The sequence below is a fragment of the Amycolatopsis plumensis genome (assembly GCF_042652605.1).
Lineage (GTDB): Bacteria > Actinomycetota > Actinomycetes > Mycobacteriales > Pseudonocardiaceae > Amycolatopsis > Amycolatopsis plumensis.
In genome coordinates, this window is the sequence record NZ_JBHSJY010000001.1 from 5,156,474 (window position 1) to 5,173,093 (window position 16,620).

A 16,620-nucleotide genomic window follows, 5' to 3' on the forward strand; every position below is an offset into this window, starting at 1 on the left:
CCACGCTGCCGGCTCCACAACCACCGCCGACCCGACCGTGACGATCGGCAGCAACGGCTCAACCTGCTTGCGGCAGCGTCAAAACCGCCTCAGCCCCAAGCGGCTCGCACTCTCTCGCGCACCTCGCTACAGGCACGTCTTGGCGCTCGATCCGGCCGCCCACGGGAGCTGCCCGCGCGGTCGCTTTTCGCCGCTCGCTCCCGTCGCTCGCCGGAAACTGTCGGTGGTGGCCGGTAAGCTGGATACCGGGGGCCGGAGGCCTACCCCGCCGCCCGCAAAGCCGCCACCGCCGGTGCGAACATCGTCTCCTTGATCGCGCCCAGCGTTCCGCGGTCCTTGCCCGCCAGCACCGCCACTCGCTCGTGCGCCACCTTCACCACTTCGCCCTCGGCCGCGACCTCGTCCACCAACCCGATCTCCGCCGCCTCGGGGCCGCCGAAGCGGCGGGCCGTCGTCATCGATGCGACCGCCGCCGAGGGGGTCAGCTTGCCCTGGATCAGTGCCGCCATGCCCGGGGTGAACGGGATGTTGATGTCCGCCTCCGGGAAGCAGAAATAACCCCGGTCCGCGCGCATCACGCGGAAGTCGTGCGCCATCGCCAGCATCGCTCCCGCGCCGAACGCGTGGCCGTTGATCGCCGCGACCGTGGGGACCGGCAGCGTCAGCACGCGCGCCAGCAGCTCCTGCACCTCCGCCACGTACTCGGACGCCTGCTCACTGTGGGCGGTCAGCCATTCGAGGTCGAGGCCGTTCGAGTAGAACTTGCCGCCTCCGGTGGTCACCAGGGCGCCCTCGACTCCGTCCAAAAAGGAATGGACGCGCTGCAGCCAGTCCGGGGAAAAGCGGTTTTCGCCGTCGCCCCAATCGAGCACGGAAACGGTCACGGTCGGTCCTTTTCTCGAGGGGGCACGGTCAGCACCGCCCGCACCGCGGCGGCCAGCCTTTCCCGCACCAGCGGATCGGTGATGTCGCGCCGGAAGAACGCGGTCGGCAGATCGACGACGCACGTCGTGATCACCTCGACCGCCAGGCCGTCCCCGCGGTCCCACAGCTGCCGGGCGAGCCGGATCAGCAGGGCGACCAAGCGCTTGTCCACCGCGTGCAGGGCGTCCGCCAGCTCGTCGGGCAGCTCCGGCCCGAACAGCCGGTCGCCCCGCACCTTCAGCAGCATCCGCGCGCCGTCGGGACGCAGCAACGCGAACTCCGCGGGCGTGTCCGCGGCCGCGACGACCGCCTCCACCGGGGAGGCCGCCTGGTCCACGAGTGAGGTCTGGAGGTCGAGGAACGCCGTCGCCGCGCGCAGCCAGACCCGAGCCAGCAGGGCGCTGAGTGACCCGAAGGCGTGGTAGATCGTCCCGTTCGGGACACCCGCGGCCGCCGCCAGGCCACGGACCGTCACCTCCGTCGAGGAGGCGACGAGCCGCTCGGCGACGTCGAGGAGCGCGTCGAGGTCGTGGACGCGGGGGCGAGGCATGGCGCGACCGTAACAGAACACGTGCTCCAAAACCAGCGCGGTAGGCTGCCGCCGTGGAAATCTGGATCAACCCGGCGTGCTCGAAGTGCCGGTCCGCGGTGTCGCTGCTCGACGAGGCCGGCGCGGAGTACACCGTGCGCCGCTACCTCGAGGACCCGCCGACGGTGGCCGAACTCGAAGCCGTCCTGGCGCGCTTGGGCCTCGAACCGTGGGACATCACGCGCACCGCCGAGCCCGTCGCGAAGGAGCTCGGCCTCAAGACCTGGGGCCGCACGCCCGAGGACCGGCCGAAGTGGATCGAGGCGCTGGCCGAGCACCCGAAGCTCATCCAGCGGCCGATCATCACGGCCGACGACGGCACGACGGTCGTCGCCCGCGACCCCGAAACGGTGCGGTCGGTCCTTTAGGGGATCGCGTCCGTCTTGGCCAGGAGCGGGACGTCGAGGGGCACCGTCTCCGGGTACTTGATCCCGGCGCCGGTGTTGAGCACGACGACGTCTTCGTCGCCTTCGAGCCACCCTGATTCGCGAAGGTGCTTCAGCGCGGCGAAGCACGCTCCGCCTTCCGGGCAGACGAAGGTGCCCTCGTAAGAGGTCAGTTCGCGTTGCGCCGCGAGCAGTTCTTCGTCGGTGACGGCGATCGCGGTGCCCCCGGTCGCGTACACGGCGTCGAGCACGAGGAAGTCGCCCAGCGCCTTGGGCACCGTGATGCCGAAGGCGACCGTCCGGGCGTCCGGGAACGGCTTGCTTTCCCGCTCACCGCGCTCGAAGGCCGTGACGATCGGTGCGCACCCGGTGGCCTGGACGGCGACCAGCCGCGGCAGCGGACCGGAAACCCAGCCCAGCTCCCGCATCTCCAGCAACGCCTTGTGGATCCCGATGATGCCGACGCCGCCGCCGGTGGGGTAGAGGATGACGTCGGGCAGCCGCCAGCCGAACTGCTCGGCGATCTCGTACCCCATCGTCTTCTTGCCCTCGATGCGGTACGGCTCCTTCAGCGTCGAGACGTCCTGCACGCCGGGTCGCCGCCCGACCGCCGCCGCGACGAGCTTGCCCGCGTCCCCGATGAGACCGTCCACCCGGTACAGCTCGGCCCCGGCGGCGACGCACTCGCGCATGGTGATCGCCGGGGCGTCGTCCGGCATCGCCACCAGGCTCGACAGCCCCGTGCGCGCCGCGTACAGCGCCCACGCTGCGCCGGCGTTGCCGTTCGTCGGCATCGCGATCCCGCGCACGCCCAGCTCGGCCGCCCGCGAGACGCCGACCGCGGCGCCGCGGGCCTTGAACGTGCCGGTCGGGACCAGCCCTTCGTCCTTCATCCACAGGCGTGACAGGCCCAGCTCGCGGCCGTAGCGCGGCAGCCGCAGCAACGGCGTCATGCCCTCGCCGAGGCTGACGACGTGCTCGGCCGAGCGCACGGGCAGCACCTCGTGGTAGCGCCACAGCGTCGGCTCGCGCCCGGCGATCTCCTTCGGCGTCACGGCTTCGCGGACGCGGTCGAGGTCGTAGCGCGCGAGCAGCGGCGCACCCGCCGGGGAGAGGCCCTGGACGGTGTCGGCATCCAAGCGTTCGCCCGTCCGGGAACATTCCAGGTGGCTGAGGAACGAGTAGGGCACATCGCCGATCCTAGGTCCTAAAGTGAGCACATGGACGCGCTGTGGGTGTGCCTGTTCGTCTTCGCCGGGATGACGCTCGGTACCTGGCTGGCCTCCGTGCTGACCAGGGAGTACTCCTGGGTCGACCGGATCTGGTCGATTGTGCCGGTGGCCTACGTGGGGATCTTCGCCGGCGCCGCCGGGTTCGCCGACGCGCGGCTCGACGTGATGTTCGCGCTGGTGGCGCTGTGGGGTGCCCGCCTGACGTTCAACTTCGCCCGCAAGGGCGGGTACGCGCCCGGCGGCGAAGACTACCGGTGGGCGGTGCTGCGCGAGCGGATGGCGCCGTGGCAGTTCCAGCTGTTCAACTTCTTCTTCATCTCGCTGTACCAGAACGTGATCCTCCTGCTGATCACGCTGCCCGCGCTGACCGCGCTGGAACACCCCGGCGGGTTCGGCGTGGCGGACGTCGTCGTCGCGGTGGTGTTCGCCGGCTTCCTGGTGGGGGAGACGGTCGCCGACCAGCAGCAGTGGGCGTTCCACCGCGAGAAGCACGCGGGCCGGGCGCCGACGCGGTTCCTGCAGACCGGGCTGTTCCGCTACTCGCGGCACCCGAACTTCTTCTTCGAGCAGGCGCAGTGGTGGGCGATCGCCGCGTTCGGCGTCGTCGCCGGCGGTCTGCAGTGGACGGTCGCCGGCGCCGTCCTGCTGACCCTGCTGTTCGTGGGCTCGACGCGGTTCACCGAGAGCATCACGAAGTCGCGGTACCCCGAATACGCGGACTACCAGCGGCGGACGTCGGCGGTCGTCCCGTGGCCGGTCCGCGGATGACGGTCGTCGCCGCGCTGCAGGTCGCCACCGGCGTCCCGGTCGACTCGTGGAGTACTTCCGCGCCGCCGTGACGGTGCCCGGGCCCGAGTCACCGAGCTGGCCGGGCGCGCCGCGCGACCCTGGTCGTCGGCGTCATCGAGCGCGACGGCTCGACGCTGTACAGCACGGTGGTGTTCCTCGACCCGGCCCTCGGGCTGGTCGCCAAGCACCGCAAGCTCGTCCCGACGGCCCGCGAACGCCTGTTTTGGGGCCGCGGCGACGGTTCGACGCTCCCGGCGGCCCGACGGCGGACGACCGCGACGTCTGGCAGGCGTCGATGCGTCACATCGCCGACGAAGGCCGCTGTTTCGTGGTTTCGGCGTGCCCGTACGAGACCGACGGCGACGACCCGTTCCGCGGCGGAAGCGTGATCGTCGGCCCGCTCGGCGACGTGCTGGCCGGCCCGCTGCACGACGCTGAAGGCGTGATCACGGCGGAGATCGACCTGGCGGAGATCGTCGAGGCGCGCAAGAGCCTCGACGTCTCGGGGCACTACGCGCGGCCGGACGTGTTCGCGCTGACGGTGGACGAACGCTCCCGGGACGGCGTCACCTTCTTGAAGTGACGCCGTCCCGCGAGGGCTCACACCGCCAAGCGGCCCCCGTCCACCGGCAGCACCGCGCCTTGGACGAAGCTCGCGTCACCCGTGGCCAGGAACGTGATCGCCGCCGCGATCTCCTCCGGGGAGGCCACTCGGCCGGCCGGGCCTGCCGCCGCCAGCTCGTCCAGGCCGTCGCCGAACGCCGCCGTGCCTTCGGTGCGGGTCGGGCCCGGGCTGACCGCGTTGACCCGGACGCCGGACGGCCCGAACTCCGCCGCCCACGCCTTCGTCATCAGCTCGACTGCCGACTTCGACGCGCCGTACACCGCCATGCCCGCCATGCCGCGCACCGCGACCATCGTGGACACGTTGACGATCGCGCCGTGGCCGCGCGCCGCCATCTCCGGCGCCAAGGCGGCGACCAGGAAGAACGGCACCTTCACGTTCGTCGTGAAGACCGCGTCGAAGTCCGCCTCGGCGAAGGATTCGGTCGGGCCGGTCGGGAAGATCCCGGCGTTGTTGACCAGCACGTCGATCGGCCCGCCCAGCTCCCGCGCGCGATCCACGAGTGCGCGCGCCGACGCGGCATCGACGAGGTCTGCCGCGACGAAGTCCGCCTTGCCGCCCGCCGCGCGGATCGCCGCGACGACGTCGGCGCCGCGCCCGGCGTCCCGGCCCGACAGCACGACGTGCGCGCCCAGCCCGGCCAGTGCGACGGCCGTCGCGCGGCCGATCCCGCTCGTCCCGCCGGTCACCAGTGCCGTCGACCCGGACAGTTCTGCAGTCATCGTTCAAACTCCTTCGAATTCTCGGTCGAAGGGTTCAAGCGAGATCTCCCGGAGAAGGCTTCCGGAACCGGGTTCGGCCCTCCTTATACCTCCGATCCGTTCCGCCGATGGTCTTCCAGCGCCGCGACGAACTCGGCGACGTCCCGCCGACGCGACGCCGCCGGCCACACCGCCCAGGTCCGCCGGACGATCGGGTTCCCGGCCAGCGGCACCCACCGGACGGTGTCCGGCAGCGGGTACGGCCACTCGGGCGGCGCGAACGCGTACGCCCCGCCCGCGCTGACCGCCGGGATCTTCAGCTCGACGATCAGCCGCTGCTCCTCCGGCACCTCCGGGCCGACGTCGAGGCCGTGACTGCGCAGGATCGCGGCCAGCTCGTCGTACCAGGCCGGGCTGCCCGCCCGCGGGAAGGCGAACCACTCCAGGCCGGCCAGGTCCTCCAGCCGGACCGGCGAGCCCAGCTTCTCGACCAGGTCCGCGGCCAGCAGGACGCCGACGTCCTCGGTCACCACGAGCGCCGCGTCCAGATCCGGTCCGGCCGGGCGCTCGCGGACCAGCCCGACGTCCAGCTCGCCGGCCCGCAGCGCGGCCACCTGCGCCACGGACGACAGGTGCCGGGCCTGGACCCGCGTGTCCGGCAGCCGCGCGAGCGCCGAGGGCAGCAGGTCCGGCGGCAGTTCCAGCGGGACGCCGACGCGCAGCACGCCGCCGCCGGCCGCGGTGTGCCGGGCCATGGCCGCGAGTGCCTGGTCGTGGCGCGCCAGCACCGCGCGGGCCTCGCCGAGCAGTGTCGTCCCGGCGTCGGTGACCTGGACGCCGGTGCTCGTGCGCACCAGCAGCCGGACGCCGAGCCGCCGCTCGAGGGCCGTGATCGTCTGGGACAGCGCCGGCTGGCTGACGTGCAGCTGCCGGGCCGCCTTCGACATCGCGCCCGCCTCGACGACCGCGACGAACGCCTTCAGCTCGCGGATCTCCATCAGCGGCCCCACCGGATCGGCAGTGACTTGAGGCCGTTCTGGAAGTTCGACCGCAGCCGCACGGGTTCTCCGGCGAGCTCCACGAACCCGAGCAGGTCGAGCACCGCGTCGAACATCGCCCGCAGCTGCACTCGCGCGAGGTGCGCGCCGAGGCAGAAGTGCGGGCCGTGGCCGAAGGTCAGGTGGTCGTTCGGTGTCCGGCCGATGTCGAAGGTGTCCGGGTCGGGGAACACCGCAGGATCCCGGTTGGCGGAAGAGAACCACACCACGACCTTGTCCCCGGCCGCAATGTCCACACCGGACAGACGGACGTCGGACGCGGCCGTGCGCCGGAAGTGCATGACCGGCGTCCACCAGCGCAACATCTCTTCGACCGCCGAGGAAAGCAGCGACCGGTCGGCCAGCAACCGGCGGTATTCCGCGGGGTGGGAGAGCAGCGCGAACAGCCCGCCGGGCAGGCCGTTGCGCAGAGTTTCGTTGCCCGCCACGGAAAACAGCCAGAACAGGTTCTCGAACTCGGCGAGCGAGACGCGGCCGCCGTCGTCGCCGACGTGCCGCATCAGGTTGCTCATCACGTCGTCGCCCGGGTGCTCACGCTTGTACTCGCCGAGGGCGTTCGCGTACGCGTAGAGATCCGGCATGCCCGCGCGCGTCCGCGGGTCCGGCATCGACCCGTCCGGCCCCGGTGACGGCCGGACGGCGAGCGCCGCCCGGGCGAGGTCGCTCACCTCGGCCAGGGACACCGTCGAGCTGACCGCGTACTCGGCGTCCTGGTAGCCGATCACCCGGTTGCTCCAGTCGTACATCAGCCGCCGGTCCTGTTCCGGCACGCCGAACACCCCGGCCAGCGTCAGCAGCGGAAGATCGGCCGCCACGGCCGCGAAGTCGCACTCCCCGCGATCGGCGACCGCCGCAACCAGGTCCCGCGCCCAGCCTTCGATCTGCGAAGTGAGCTTCGAGATCGCGCGCGGGGTGAACGCCTTCGTGAGCAGCCCGCGCAGCCGGCCGTGCTCCGGCGGGTCCATGTTCAGCATCATCCGGCGCACGTACGCGAGGTCGGCCGCGTCGCGGATCTGCGTTTCGCCGAGCTGCGAGGAGAACACCGCCGGATTCCGCAGTACCCGCCGCACCTCGGCGTGCCCGAGCACGGCCCAGAAGTCGTCGACGCGCACCACCGGGCCGGCGCGCCGCAGCCGCGCCAGCTCCTCGTACGGGACACCTCGCACGTAGGTGTCCGGATCGGTGATCGTCACGGCCCGACCCTAGCCGCGTGCACCGACAATTTGGGAGGCTGCGCGGATGGACACGCTCAACATGCGCATCGGCGGCAAGGGCGAACCGGCCGTCCTCCTCCTGCACGGCCTCGGCGCGACCGGCGCCGTCTGGAACCATTTCGCCGTCCAGGTCGACCGGCGCGTCCTGGTGCCCGACCTGCCCGGCCACGGCCCGTCCGCGCCGCTGCCGCACTACAGCTTCGCCACGCTCGCCGAGGCGGTCGCCCGGGCGCTGCCGGACGGCGGGCCGCTGATCGTCGCCGGGCACTCGCTCGGCGGCGTCCTCGCGCTGGAGCTGGCGTCCGGCCGGTACGGCGTCGAGGTCGACGGCGTGCTGGCCGTCGGAGTGAAGGTCGAGTGGAGCCAGGACGACCTGAACCGGGCGGCGTCCTTCGCGGCCAAGCCACCGCGGGTGTTCGCGACGCGGGTGGACGCCGAGCAGGCGTACCTGAAGGTGTCCGGACTGCTCGGGATCGCGCCGGCCGACCCGGCCGGGCTTCGCGAGACCGAGGGAGGTTGGCGCCTCGCGATGGACCCGGCCGCGTTCGGCCTCGGCGCACCGGACATGCCGGCCCTGCTGGCCGGGGCGCGCTGCCCGGTCGTGCTCGCCGCGGGCGAGAACGATCCGATGAGCCGTCCGGAGCAGCTGCGGGCGCTCGATCCCGGCGCCGTCACGCTCGCCGGTCTCGGGCACAACGCCCACGTCGAGGACCCGGCCGCCGTGCGGGCCCTGCTCGAGCGCTTCGGGGTGTGAAGGAGCGGGTGCAGCCGTCGTACCCCACTCGACGGCTGCTCCGCCAACCCCTCGCCACCATCGGACGCGAACAGCCTAGGAAAGGGCGGTGGACGAGCGCCTGTACTCCCGTTCCCCGCCGCCGTCACGGTCCGTACCTGCGGAAACGGTTATCTTCGCCGATCGGTGGTACAGCTCGGGCGGCACGATCGTGATGCTGGAGAGGTACGTTCCGCTCGGGGGACGCAGGAGAGGACGCCTGTGGACGAAGGCCCGTCGTTCGCCGGATGGCTGCGGGACCGCCGCGTGCTCGCCGGGCTCACCCAGGCGCAGCTCGCCGAGCGCGCGGGAGTGAGCCTGCGCGCGGTGCGCAACGCCGAGCTCGGCAGCGTCCGGCGGCCCCGGCCGGAGACGGCCCGCAAGCTGCGGGAAGCGCTCGCCGAAGCCCCGCCGGAGCCCGTGCGGCTCGGCGTCCTGGGCCCGCTGACGGTGACGCGCGGCACCGAAGAAGTGGAGATCGGGGCGGAGAAACAGCGCCTGCTGCTGGCGCTGCTGGCCCTGCAGCCGAACCGGACCGTGCGGCGCGAGGACCTCGTCGACGTCATCTGGGACGAGCCGCCGCCGTCGTGCCTGGAGCTGCTCCACACCTACGTCGCGCGGCTGCGGCGGGCGCTGCGGCCCGCCGACCTGATCGTCACGGACAAGGGCGGCTACCGGCTCGCGGCCGGCGAGGACGAGCTCGACCTGCTGCGCTTCGAAGCCCTTCTCGCGCGGGACGCCTACGCCGAGGCGCTCGACCTCTGGCGCGGCCCCGCGCTCGCCGACGTCGAACGGCTGCGCCAGCACCCCGCCCGGCTCGGGCTGGCGATGCGGCGCGCCAAGGCCGTGCTGGCCTACGCCGAGGTCGCCGCGCCGGAAGACGCGGCCGTGCAGCTGCGGGTGCTGACCGCCGAGGAGCCGCTGAACGAGTCCGCGCACGCCAAGCTGATGCTGGCGCTCGCCGCGTCCGGGCGGCAGGCCGCCGCGCTGGACGTCTTCGACGAGGTGCGCCGGCGGCTGGCCGGCGAGCTCGGCCTGGAACCCGGTCCCGAGCTGCGGGCGGCCCAGCGGCAGGTGCTGCGGCAGGACTTCGCCGCGCCGGAGCCACCGGCCCGGGTGCCGGCCCAGCTGCCCGCGGACGTGCCCGGCTTCCGCGGCCGCGCCGCCCAGCTGGCCGAGCTGGACGCGCTGCTGCGTCGCGAAGAAGGCGACACGAGCGCGCGCATCGCCGTTCTCTCCGGCACCGGCGGGGTCGGCAAGACCGCGCTCGCCGTCCACTGGGCGCAGCGCGTGCCGGGGGAGTTCCCGGACGGCCAGCTCTACCTCGACCTGCACGGCTACGGCACGGTCCGGCCGGTCGACCCGGGTGACGCGCTGTCGGGGTTCCTGCGCGCTCTCGGCGTCGCGGGCGCGGACATCCCCGCCGAGCCGGACGAGCGCGCCGCGAAGTTCCGCACCGCGCTCACCGGGCGGCGGATGCTGCTGGTGCTGGACAACGCGAACGCGGTCGGGCAGGTCCGCCCGCTGCTGCCCGGCTCGCCGACCTGCCTGGTGCTGGTGACCAGCCGGGACGCGCTGCCCGGGCTGGTCGCCCGGCACGGCGCCCGCCGGGTGCTCGTCGACCTGCTCACCGAGGCCGAGGCCCGTGACCTGCTGCGGGCGCTGCTCGGCTCGCGCGTCGACGACGAACCCGAGGCCGCCGCGGCGCTGATCGGCTACGCGGCCCGGCTGCCGCTGGCCCTGCGGCTGGTCGCGGAGCTGGCGCTGAGCCGCCCGGGGGAGCGGCTGGCCGCGCTCGCCGACGAGCTCGCCGACGAACGGCGGCGGCTCGACCTGCTCGACGGCGGCGGCGACCCGCTGACCGCGGTCCGTGCGGTGTTCTCCTGGTCCTACCGCAACCTCGCGGCCGACGCCGCGCGCGTGTTCCGGCTCTGCGGCCTGCACCCCGGCCGTGACCTGACGCCGCCCGCGCTGGCCGCGCTCGCCGGGGTCCCGCTGCCGGAGGCCGAACGGCTGGCCGGCGCCCTGGTGCGCGCCCACCTGGCCCAGCAGACCGGCGACGACCGCATTCAGCTGCACGACCTGCTGCGCGTCTACGCCGCCGAACTCGCGGCCGAGGACGCGGCCGAGAGCCGCGAGGCACAGCAGCGGCTGTTCGACTTCTACGTCTCCTCGGCCGGGCAGGCGATGGACGTCGTCCTGCCCCAGGAGCGGCACCTGCGGCCGCGCGTGCCGGACCCCGACGTCAAGGTGCTCGACGCGCCCGCGTGGCTGGAGGTCGAGCGCCGCAACCTGCTGGCGGTCGCCGCGCACGCGACCCGGCACGGCTGGCCCGACCACCTCCGGCTGCTGTCCGGGATCCTGTGGCACTACCTCGACGTCGGCGGCTACCACGAGGAAGCGCTGGTGCTGCACACGCACGCCTCGGCGCTGGCCCACCACACCGGCGACCGGGCGGCCGAGGCCGAACCGCTCATCCTGATCGCGCTGGGCCACTGGCGCGTCGGCCGGTCGCCGGAGGCCCTGCGGTACCTGGAGGAGGCGCTCGTGCTGGCCCGGGAGACCGGCGACTGGCGCACCGAAATCCACTCGGTCAACACGCTGGGGCTCGTGTGCCGCGCGCTGGGCCGGTTCGCCGACGGGATCCGGTACTCCACGGAAGCGCTGGCCCTGGCCAGGAAAACGGGCGACCGCACCAGCGAGGGCCTGGTCCTGGTGGTGCTCGGCTGTTCCTGCCGCGGCATCGGCCGCTACGGCGAAGCGATCGGCCACCTGGAAGAGGCGCTCGCCTTGGCACGCGACATCGCCGACCGCACGAGCGAGGGCTACGCGCTGGTCAACCTGGGCGACGCGCTGTCGGCGCTGGGCCGGCACGACGAAGCGGTCCGCGTCCTGGAAGAGGGGCTGGGGCACCTGCGGGCCATGGGTGTCCGGGTGAGCGAGGGGTACGCCCTGGGCATCTTGGGCGACGTCGAGCACGCGCGCGGCCGGTACGCCGAAGCCGCGGAACACCTGGAGCGCGCGCTGGAAATCGCGCAGGAGACCGGCAGCCCGCCCAACCGCAGTGTCGCGCTGAAGCACCTCGGCGACGTGCGGCTGGCGCAGGGCCGCCACGCGGAAGCGGCCCAGCACCTCGAAGAAGCGCTGAGCCTGGCCCGCGAATGCGGTGACCGCGGCGTGGAATCCCGCGTGCTCAACAGCCTGGGCAGCCTCGCCGCGGCGCGCGGTGCCTCCGCGGACGCGCTGCGGTACCACCGCGCAGCACTGGCCGTGGCCAAGGAAACGGGCTGCCGTCCCGAACAGGGCCGGGCCCACTGCGGGCTCGGGGAAGTCCACAGTGGACTCGGCAGTCCGGAGGCCGCGCGCGAGCACTGGGAACGCGCGCTGGCCTGTTACGCCGGGGAGCGCGTACCCGGCGCGATCCGCGTCCGCAACCACCTGACGGCCTTGGAGTGCGTCGCGGGGTAGCCGGGCTCGAGGGCGGCCAGGTCGTGTGCCAGCCGTTCGAGGTCGCGGTCGACGACGTCAGTGCTGCCCGCGAGCCGGGGCCGGGGCTTCACGGCCTGCTCCCGGTGGCCTTGAAGAACGTGTAGCAGAAGGTGCCGTCTTCGCGGGTCGTCCGGTGCAGGTCCGCGACACCGAGGTCCCAGCGGTCCTGCGTGATCAGCCCGCGGGCGACGGCGGTTTCGCCCACGCCTTCGACCATCGCGGTGAAGGTGTCGCGGGTGAACCCGGCGACGAGCGTGGGCCGGGACGCGTCGGCGTAGACGGTCCGCGGTGCCACGCTGACATCGCCGAACCCGGCGCCGGTCAGCAGCGGGTGGAGGCGGCGGCCGATGAGCGCGTCGCCGCCGGCGTCGGCCTGCAGGCGGACGAGGCAGTCGACCGCGGCCTGGGCGTGCTCGCTGCGCGGGTGGAAGAACGCCGAACCGTGGTCGCCCTCGATGACCGTGATCGTGCCGCCGGGCCGCAGCAGGGTCTTCAGGTGCGCGAGGGCTTTTTCCGGCTCCGCCAGGTGTTCCAGCACGAAGCAGACGAAGACGTGGTCGTATTCGCCGTCCAGGTCGAACAGGTCGGCCTGCCGGAAGTCGACGCCGCGCACCCGGGCTTTCGCCTGCCGCAGCGATGCCGCGGAGACGTCGACCGCGGTCAGGTGCGCGCCGGGGCTGCGGGCCATTAGGTGGACGGTCTGGGCGCCGACGCCGCAGCCGGCCTCGAGCACGCGGGAGCCGGCGGGGTAGGCCGTGCCCGCGTGCAGGAGGTCGGCGAGGGTGTCGGCCTGGTCGCCGAGGCGGCGGGTCTCGGGTTCGGTGTATCCGTGCACGTAAGCGGTGTCCATGAGGCCAGCGTCCTGCGACAATGGTCCGATGGACAGAGCCAAAACCACGTCTGCGGAGGGGTCCATAGGGTCGGACTTCCTCCAGCTGGACGTCCGGTCGGCGCCGCCGGGCGGACTCGCGGACTGGCTCGCCGGGCAGCTGCGCGCCGCGGTCGCCGACGGCAGGCTCCCGATCGGCGGCCGGCTGCCCGCGTCCCGGGTGCTGGCCGCCGAGCTGCGCGTCTCGCGAGGGGTGGTCACCGAGGCCTACCAGCGGCTGATCGACGACGGCCACGCCGCGGGCCGTGGCCGGGCGGGGACGGTCATCGTCGCCGCGCCCGTGCTGCCGCCGTCCCCGTCGCCGGACTTTCTCCCTGCGAAAGTGATCACGCCGCTGCCCGGAGCGGAAGTCTTCGACGCGGTCCGCGCGGCGCCGGCCCGGATCGACCTGACGCCGGGCGTCCCGGACCTGACGGCGTTCCCGCGGGCGGCGTGGCTGCGTGCCGAGCGGGCGGTGCTGGACGAGCTGGAGCCGTCCCACTTCGGCTACGGCGACCCGCGCGGTGCGCCGTCGATGCGGCTGGCGGTGTCGCGCTGGCTGGCCCGCAACCGCGGCATCCGGGTGGACCCGGGCGAGATCATCGTGGTGTCCGGGGTGGCGCAGGCCCTGACGCTGCTGGGGGAGGTGCTGCGGCAGCACGGCGTGACCGCGGTGGCCGTCGAGGACCCGGGGTCGCTCGGCGCCCGCCAGCACCTGCACCACTGCGGCCTGGCGACGCCGCCGGTGCCGGTGGACGACGACGGCGTGCAGGTCGCCGGCCTGGACGCGCCCGCGGTGCTGCTGACGCCGGCCCACCAGTTCCCGACGGGCGTGGTGCTGGGCGGCTCGCGGCGCCGGGAGCTGCTGCGCTGGGCGGCGGACGGCGGCATCGTGCTCGAGGACGATTACGACGCTGAGCACCGGTACGACCGGGCGCCGGTGCCCGCGGTCCGGTCGATGCTGCCGGAGGTGTGCTACATGGGCAGCGTGTCGAAGCTGCTGGCGCCCGCGCTGCGGGTGGGCTGGCTGCTGGCGCCGCCGCGGTTCTTCGCCGATCTCGTGGCCGCCAAGCGGTTCGCCGACCTGGGGAACGCGGTACTGGCGCAGCTGGTGCTGGCCCGGCTGATGGAGACGGGCGAGCTGGAGCGGCAGCTGCGGGTGGTGCGGGGGCGCCACCGCCGTCGCCGGGACGCGATGATCCAGGCGTTATCGGCGTCTCTGCCGGGCGCGGTGGTCCACGGCGCGGCGGCGGGGCTGCACTTGACGGTGACCTTCGAAGCCGAGGTGGACGACGTCGCGGTGGCGGCGGCCGCGCTGGCGGAGGGGGTGAAGGTCCAGCCGCTGTCGTGGCACCGGCAACGCCCGGGACGGCCGGGGCTGGTGCTGGGGTATGCGGCGCGGACGGCGACGGAAATCGCCGAGGGTGTGGCCGTGCTGGGGCGGCTGGTGCGACCGCTGGTCGGCCCGGGTAACGGCGTATCCGAACGCAGTGAATGACTCATTCCTGACGTCCGACGCCAGGAATGAGTCATTCACTGCACCCCGGGACAGCTGCCGCCCGGTAAATAGTCCTCAAAGGACAGTCAAGCGACTGTGATCATGCTCTCCCAGGCAATCCGCGCTGTTGGTTGCCATACGCAAGCAAGTTGCTTAGCCTAGCTAAGGGACTGGGCGAGCAGAGAGGTTGCACAGTGGCGCAACGCCGGACGTATTCGATCGCGGAACTGGGGCCGCGGTACAAGTGGATCGCGCTGTCCAACACGACGCTGGGCATGCTGATCGCCACGATCAACTCCTCGATCGTGCTGATCGCGCTGCCCGACATCTTCAAGGGCATCGGCATCAACCCCCTGGAACCGGCCAACACGAGCTACCTGCTGTGGATGATCATGGGCTTCCTCGTGGTCACCGCGGTGCTGGTGGTGAGCTTCGGCAGGCTCGGCGACATGTACGGCCGCGCGAGGATGTACAACCTCGGCTTCGCCGTCTTCACCGTTTCTTCCATCATGCTGGCCGTCACCTGGTTCGACGGCGACGCCGCCGCGTTGTGGCTGATCGGCTGGCGGATCGTGCAGGGCGTCGGCGGCGCCTTCCTGATGGCGAACTCCTCGGCGATCCTCACCGACGCCTTCCCGGCCAACCAGCGCGGGCTCGCGCTCGGCATGAACGGCGTCGCGGCCATCGCGGGTTCGTTCCTCGGCCTGGTCGTGGGCGGGGTGCTCGCGCCGGTCGACTGGAACCTGATCTTCCTCGTGTCGGTGCCGTTCGGCGTGATCGGCACGATCTGGGCCTACCTCAAGCTGCACGACACCGGCGTCCGCAAGCACGCGCGGATGGACTGGTGGGGCAACATCACCTTCGCCGTCGGCCTGATCGCCGTGCTGATCGGCATCACCTACGGCATCCAGCCCTACGGCTCGTCCCCGACCGGCTGGGGCAGCCCGTTCGTGCTCACCTGCCTGATCGGCGGGCTCGCGGTGCTGGTGGCGTTCGTGGTCATCGAGTCGAAGGTGGACAACCCGCTGTTCCGCATGTCGCTGTTCCGGATCCGCTCGTTCACCTGGGGCAACGTCGCCAACCTGACGGCGTCGCTCGGCCGCGGCGGCCTGCAGTTCATCCTGATCATCTGGCTGCAGGGCATCTGGCTCCCGCAGCACGGCTACACGTTCGAGCAGACGCCGCTGTGGGCGGGCATCTACATGCTCCCGATGACGGTCGGCTTCCTGCTGGCCGCCCCGACGTCGGGCATCCTCGCGGACCGCATCGGCAGCCGCCTGCTCGCCTCGAGCGGCCTGCTGATCACGGCGATCACGTTCCTGCTGCTGATCATCCTGCCGGTCAACTTCGACTACTGGGCGTTCGCGGCGATCCTGCTCGTCAACGGCATCGGCATGGGCATGTTCTCCTCGCCCAACCGCGCCGAGGTGATGAACAGCCTGCCGGCCGACGCCCGGGGCTCGGGCGCGGGCATGATGACGACCTTCCAGAACGCGGCGATGGTCCTGTCGATCGGCTTCTTCTTCAGCTTGATCATCGCGGGCCTGTCTTCGAGCCTGCCGTCGACGATGAGTGCGGGCCTGACCGAACACGGCGTCCCGGCGGCGTCGGCGGCCCAGATCGCGAACCTCCCGGCGGTGGCGGTGCTGTTCGCGGCGTTCCTCGGCTACAACCCGATCCAGCAGCTCCTCGGTGGCCAGCTGGCGTCGCTGCCGCCGGACCAGGCGTCGTTCCTGACCGGCCGGAGCTTCTTCCCGAACCTGATCTCGGGCCCCTTCCAGTCGGGCCTGGCGGTGGCCTTCGGGTTCGCGATCGTGGTGTGCCTGATCGGCGCGGTGGCGTCGCTGCTGACGAAGAGCAAGCGCACCCCGGACGGCGAGTCGGTCGGTGAGGAACTGGCCGCGGTGGCCGGGGAGTCGAGCGGCGGCCCGAGCGAACTGGTGTCGCCTTCGAGCGAGCGCTGAATCTTCGCCCCACGGGCCGGGTGTCACCAAACGGTGGCATCCGGCCGATGGCGTCCTGCCGGATGGCACACTTCCCCCGTGGACGATTTCGACCTCGGACGGTTGAGCCCTTACGACTTCGAAACGGTGTGCCGCGATCTTTTCGAGCAGATCTTGGGGCTGCCTCTCGAAATTTTTTCGGAGGGACCAGACCGCGGAATCGATCTTCGCCACGTCGCGGAGGACGGAAGCACGACGATTGTCCAGTGCAAGCACTGGCCACGCGCGAGCTCGGCCCGCCTCGTGAGGATGATGCTGAGGGAAGAACTGCCGAAGATCTCAGCACTCCAACCCGACCGGTACCTGCTCGCGACCAGCGTGTCACTGACGGCGGCGGCCAAAGACAAGCTCGTCGCCGGTCTCGCGCCGCATGTCATCGGCCCAGGCGACCTTTACGGCGCTGAGCAGCTCGTGGCAGAGCTGGGGAAACGCCAGGAGATCGTCGAACGGCACTTCCGGTTGTGGCTGAGCA

General features: G+C 72.3%; 16 protein-coding genes and 1 pseudogene. 9 read left to right on the forward strand and 8 right to left on the reverse strand.

Annotated elements, in window-relative coordinates; all coding sequences use genetic code 11:
* Positions 1 to 260 precede the first annotated feature (260 nt).
* Together ACFPLC_RS24980 and ACFPLC_RS24985 are read right to left on the reverse strand one after the other, a co-directional pair.
* Positions 261 to 884 carry an enoyl-CoA hydratase/isomerase family protein gene (locus tag ACFPLC_RS24980; RefSeq protein WP_378193454.1) on the reverse strand — a complete coding sequence of 208 codons (624 nt, stop codon included), beginning with the start codon at positions 882 to 884 and terminating at the stop codon, positions 261 to 263.
* On the reverse strand, positions 881 to 1,474 hold the full coding sequence (locus ACFPLC_RS24985; RefSeq protein ID WP_378193451.1) for a TetR/AcrR family transcriptional regulator: 594 nt from the start codon (positions 1,472 to 1,474) through the stop codon (positions 881 to 883). Before ACFPLC_RS24985 ends, ACFPLC_RS24980 begins: the two co-directional genes overlap by 4 nt.
* Positions 1,475 to 1,527: 53 nt before the next feature.
* Between ACFPLC_RS24985 and ACFPLC_RS24990 the strand changes: the two genes are divergently transcribed.
* Positions 1,528 to 1,881, forward strand: a complete 354-nt coding sequence (locus ACFPLC_RS24990; protein ID WP_378193448.1) for an arsenate reductase family protein — start codon at positions 1,528 to 1,530, stop codon at positions 1,879 to 1,881.
* On the opposite strand, the gene ACFPLC_RS24995 is transcribed toward ACFPLC_RS24990, so the two are convergent.
* Entirely contained in the window at positions 1,878 to 3,089 is a 1,212-nt protein-coding gene (locus ACFPLC_RS24995) for a threonine synthase (RefSeq protein ID WP_378193445.1), read from the reverse strand. The two genes, ACFPLC_RS24990 and ACFPLC_RS24995, sit on opposite strands and share 4 nt — an antisense overlap.
* Before the next feature lie 30 nt (positions 3,090 to 3,119).
* Here ACFPLC_RS24995 and ACFPLC_RS25000 point away from each other — a divergent pair, with 30 nt between their 5' ends.
* Both ACFPLC_RS25000 and ACFPLC_RS25005 read left to right on the forward strand, forming a co-directional pair.
* The gene (locus tag ACFPLC_RS25000; protein WP_378193442.1) at positions 3,120 to 3,899 is read left to right on the forward strand and encodes a DUF1295 domain-containing protein; all 780 of its coding nucleotides are present in this window, start codon (positions 3,120 to 3,122) and stop codon (positions 3,897 to 3,899) included.
* 244 nt (positions 3,900 to 4,143) lie between these two features.
* Positions 4,144 to 4,503 carry a nitrilase-related carbon-nitrogen hydrolase gene (locus ACFPLC_RS25005; RefSeq protein WP_378193439.1) on the forward strand — a complete coding sequence of 120 codons (360 nt, stop codon included), beginning with the start codon at positions 4,144 to 4,146 and terminating at the stop codon, positions 4,501 to 4,503.
* 17 nt (positions 4,504 to 4,520) lie between these two features.
* Here ACFPLC_RS25005 and ACFPLC_RS25010 read toward each other — a convergent pair whose 3' ends face one another.
* The 3 genes from ACFPLC_RS25010 to ACFPLC_RS25020 all read right to left on the reverse strand — a co-directional run bounded on the left by ACFPLC_RS25010 (position 4,521) and on the right by ACFPLC_RS25020 (position 7,497).
* On the reverse strand, positions 4,521 to 5,267 hold the full coding sequence (locus tag ACFPLC_RS25010) for an SDR family NAD(P)-dependent oxidoreductase (RefSeq protein ID WP_378193436.1): 747 nt from the start codon (positions 5,265 to 5,267) through the stop codon (positions 4,521 to 4,523).
* A gap of 83 nt (positions 5,268 to 5,350) precedes the next feature.
* Complete coding sequence (locus ACFPLC_RS25015) at positions 5,351 to 6,244, reverse strand: LysR family transcriptional regulator (protein ID WP_378193433.1); 894 nt, start codon at positions 6,242 to 6,244, stop codon at positions 5,351 to 5,353.
* Positions 6,244 to 7,497: a cytochrome P450 gene (locus ACFPLC_RS25020; RefSeq protein ID WP_378193430.1), complete on the reverse strand. Its 1,254-nt coding sequence runs from the start codon at positions 7,495 to 7,497 to the stop codon at positions 6,244 to 6,246. The genes ACFPLC_RS25015 and ACFPLC_RS25020 overlap by 1 nt, the downstream gene beginning before the upstream one ends.
* A gap of 46 nt (positions 7,498 to 7,543) precedes the next feature.
* Between ACFPLC_RS25020 and ACFPLC_RS25025 the strand changes: the two genes are divergently transcribed.
* The 3 genes from ACFPLC_RS25025 to ACFPLC_RS25035 all read left to right on the forward strand — a co-directional run bounded on the left by ACFPLC_RS25025 (position 7,544) and on the right by ACFPLC_RS25035 (position 11,883).
* On the forward strand, positions 7,544 to 8,272 hold the full coding sequence (locus tag ACFPLC_RS25025; RefSeq protein ID WP_378193427.1) for an alpha/beta fold hydrolase: 729 nt from the start codon (positions 7,544 to 7,546) through the stop codon (positions 8,270 to 8,272).
* Between the two features lie 240 nt (positions 8,273 to 8,512).
* A complete protein-coding gene (locus tag ACFPLC_RS25030; protein ID WP_378193424.1) occupies positions 8,513 to 11,758 on the forward strand; it encodes a tetratricopeptide repeat protein in 3,246 nt (1,081 codons plus the stop codon).
* Entirely contained in the window at positions 11,743 to 11,883 is a 141-nt protein-coding gene (locus ACFPLC_RS25035) for a hypothetical protein (RefSeq protein ID WP_378235934.1), read from the forward strand. Before ACFPLC_RS25030 ends, ACFPLC_RS25035 begins: the two co-directional genes overlap by 16 nt.
* On the opposite strand, the gene ACFPLC_RS25040 is transcribed toward ACFPLC_RS25035, so the two are convergent.
* Positions 11,847 to 12,629 (reverse strand): L-histidine N(alpha)-methyltransferase, encoded by a 783-nt coding sequence (locus ACFPLC_RS25040; RefSeq protein ID WP_378193421.1) that lies wholly within the window; start codon positions 12,627 to 12,629, stop codon positions 11,847 to 11,849. The two genes, ACFPLC_RS25035 and ACFPLC_RS25040, sit on opposite strands and share 37 nt — an antisense overlap.
* Before the next feature lie 28 nt (positions 12,630 to 12,657).
* Between ACFPLC_RS25040 and pdxR the strand changes: the two genes are divergently transcribed.
* The 3 genes and pseudogenes from pdxR to ACFPLC_RS25055 form a co-directional block, all read left to right on the forward strand.
* Positions 12,658 to 14,145 (forward strand): MocR-like pyridoxine biosynthesis transcription factor PdxR, encoded by a 1,488-nt coding sequence (pdxR, locus tag ACFPLC_RS25045; RefSeq protein WP_378193418.1) that lies wholly within the window; start codon positions 12,658 to 12,660, stop codon positions 14,143 to 14,145.
* Positions 14,146 to 14,339: 194 nt separating this feature from the next.
* Complete coding sequence (locus ACFPLC_RS25050) at positions 14,340 to 16,109, forward strand: MFS transporter (protein ID WP_378193415.1); 1,770 nt, start codon at positions 14,340 to 14,342, stop codon at positions 16,107 to 16,109.
* Positions 16,110 to 16,235: 126 nt separating this feature from the next.
* Positions 16,236 to 16,436: pseudogene (locus tag ACFPLC_RS25055) on the forward strand (hypothetical protein); the annotation flags it as partial.
* Between the two features lie 33 nt (positions 16,437 to 16,469).
* On the opposite strand, the gene ACFPLC_RS25060 reads toward ACFPLC_RS25055, so the two are convergent.
* Entirely contained in the window at positions 16,470 to 16,601 is a 132-nt protein-coding gene (locus ACFPLC_RS25060; protein ID WP_378236311.1) for a hypothetical protein, read from the reverse strand.
* Positions 16,602 to 16,620: the final 19 nt, after the last annotated feature.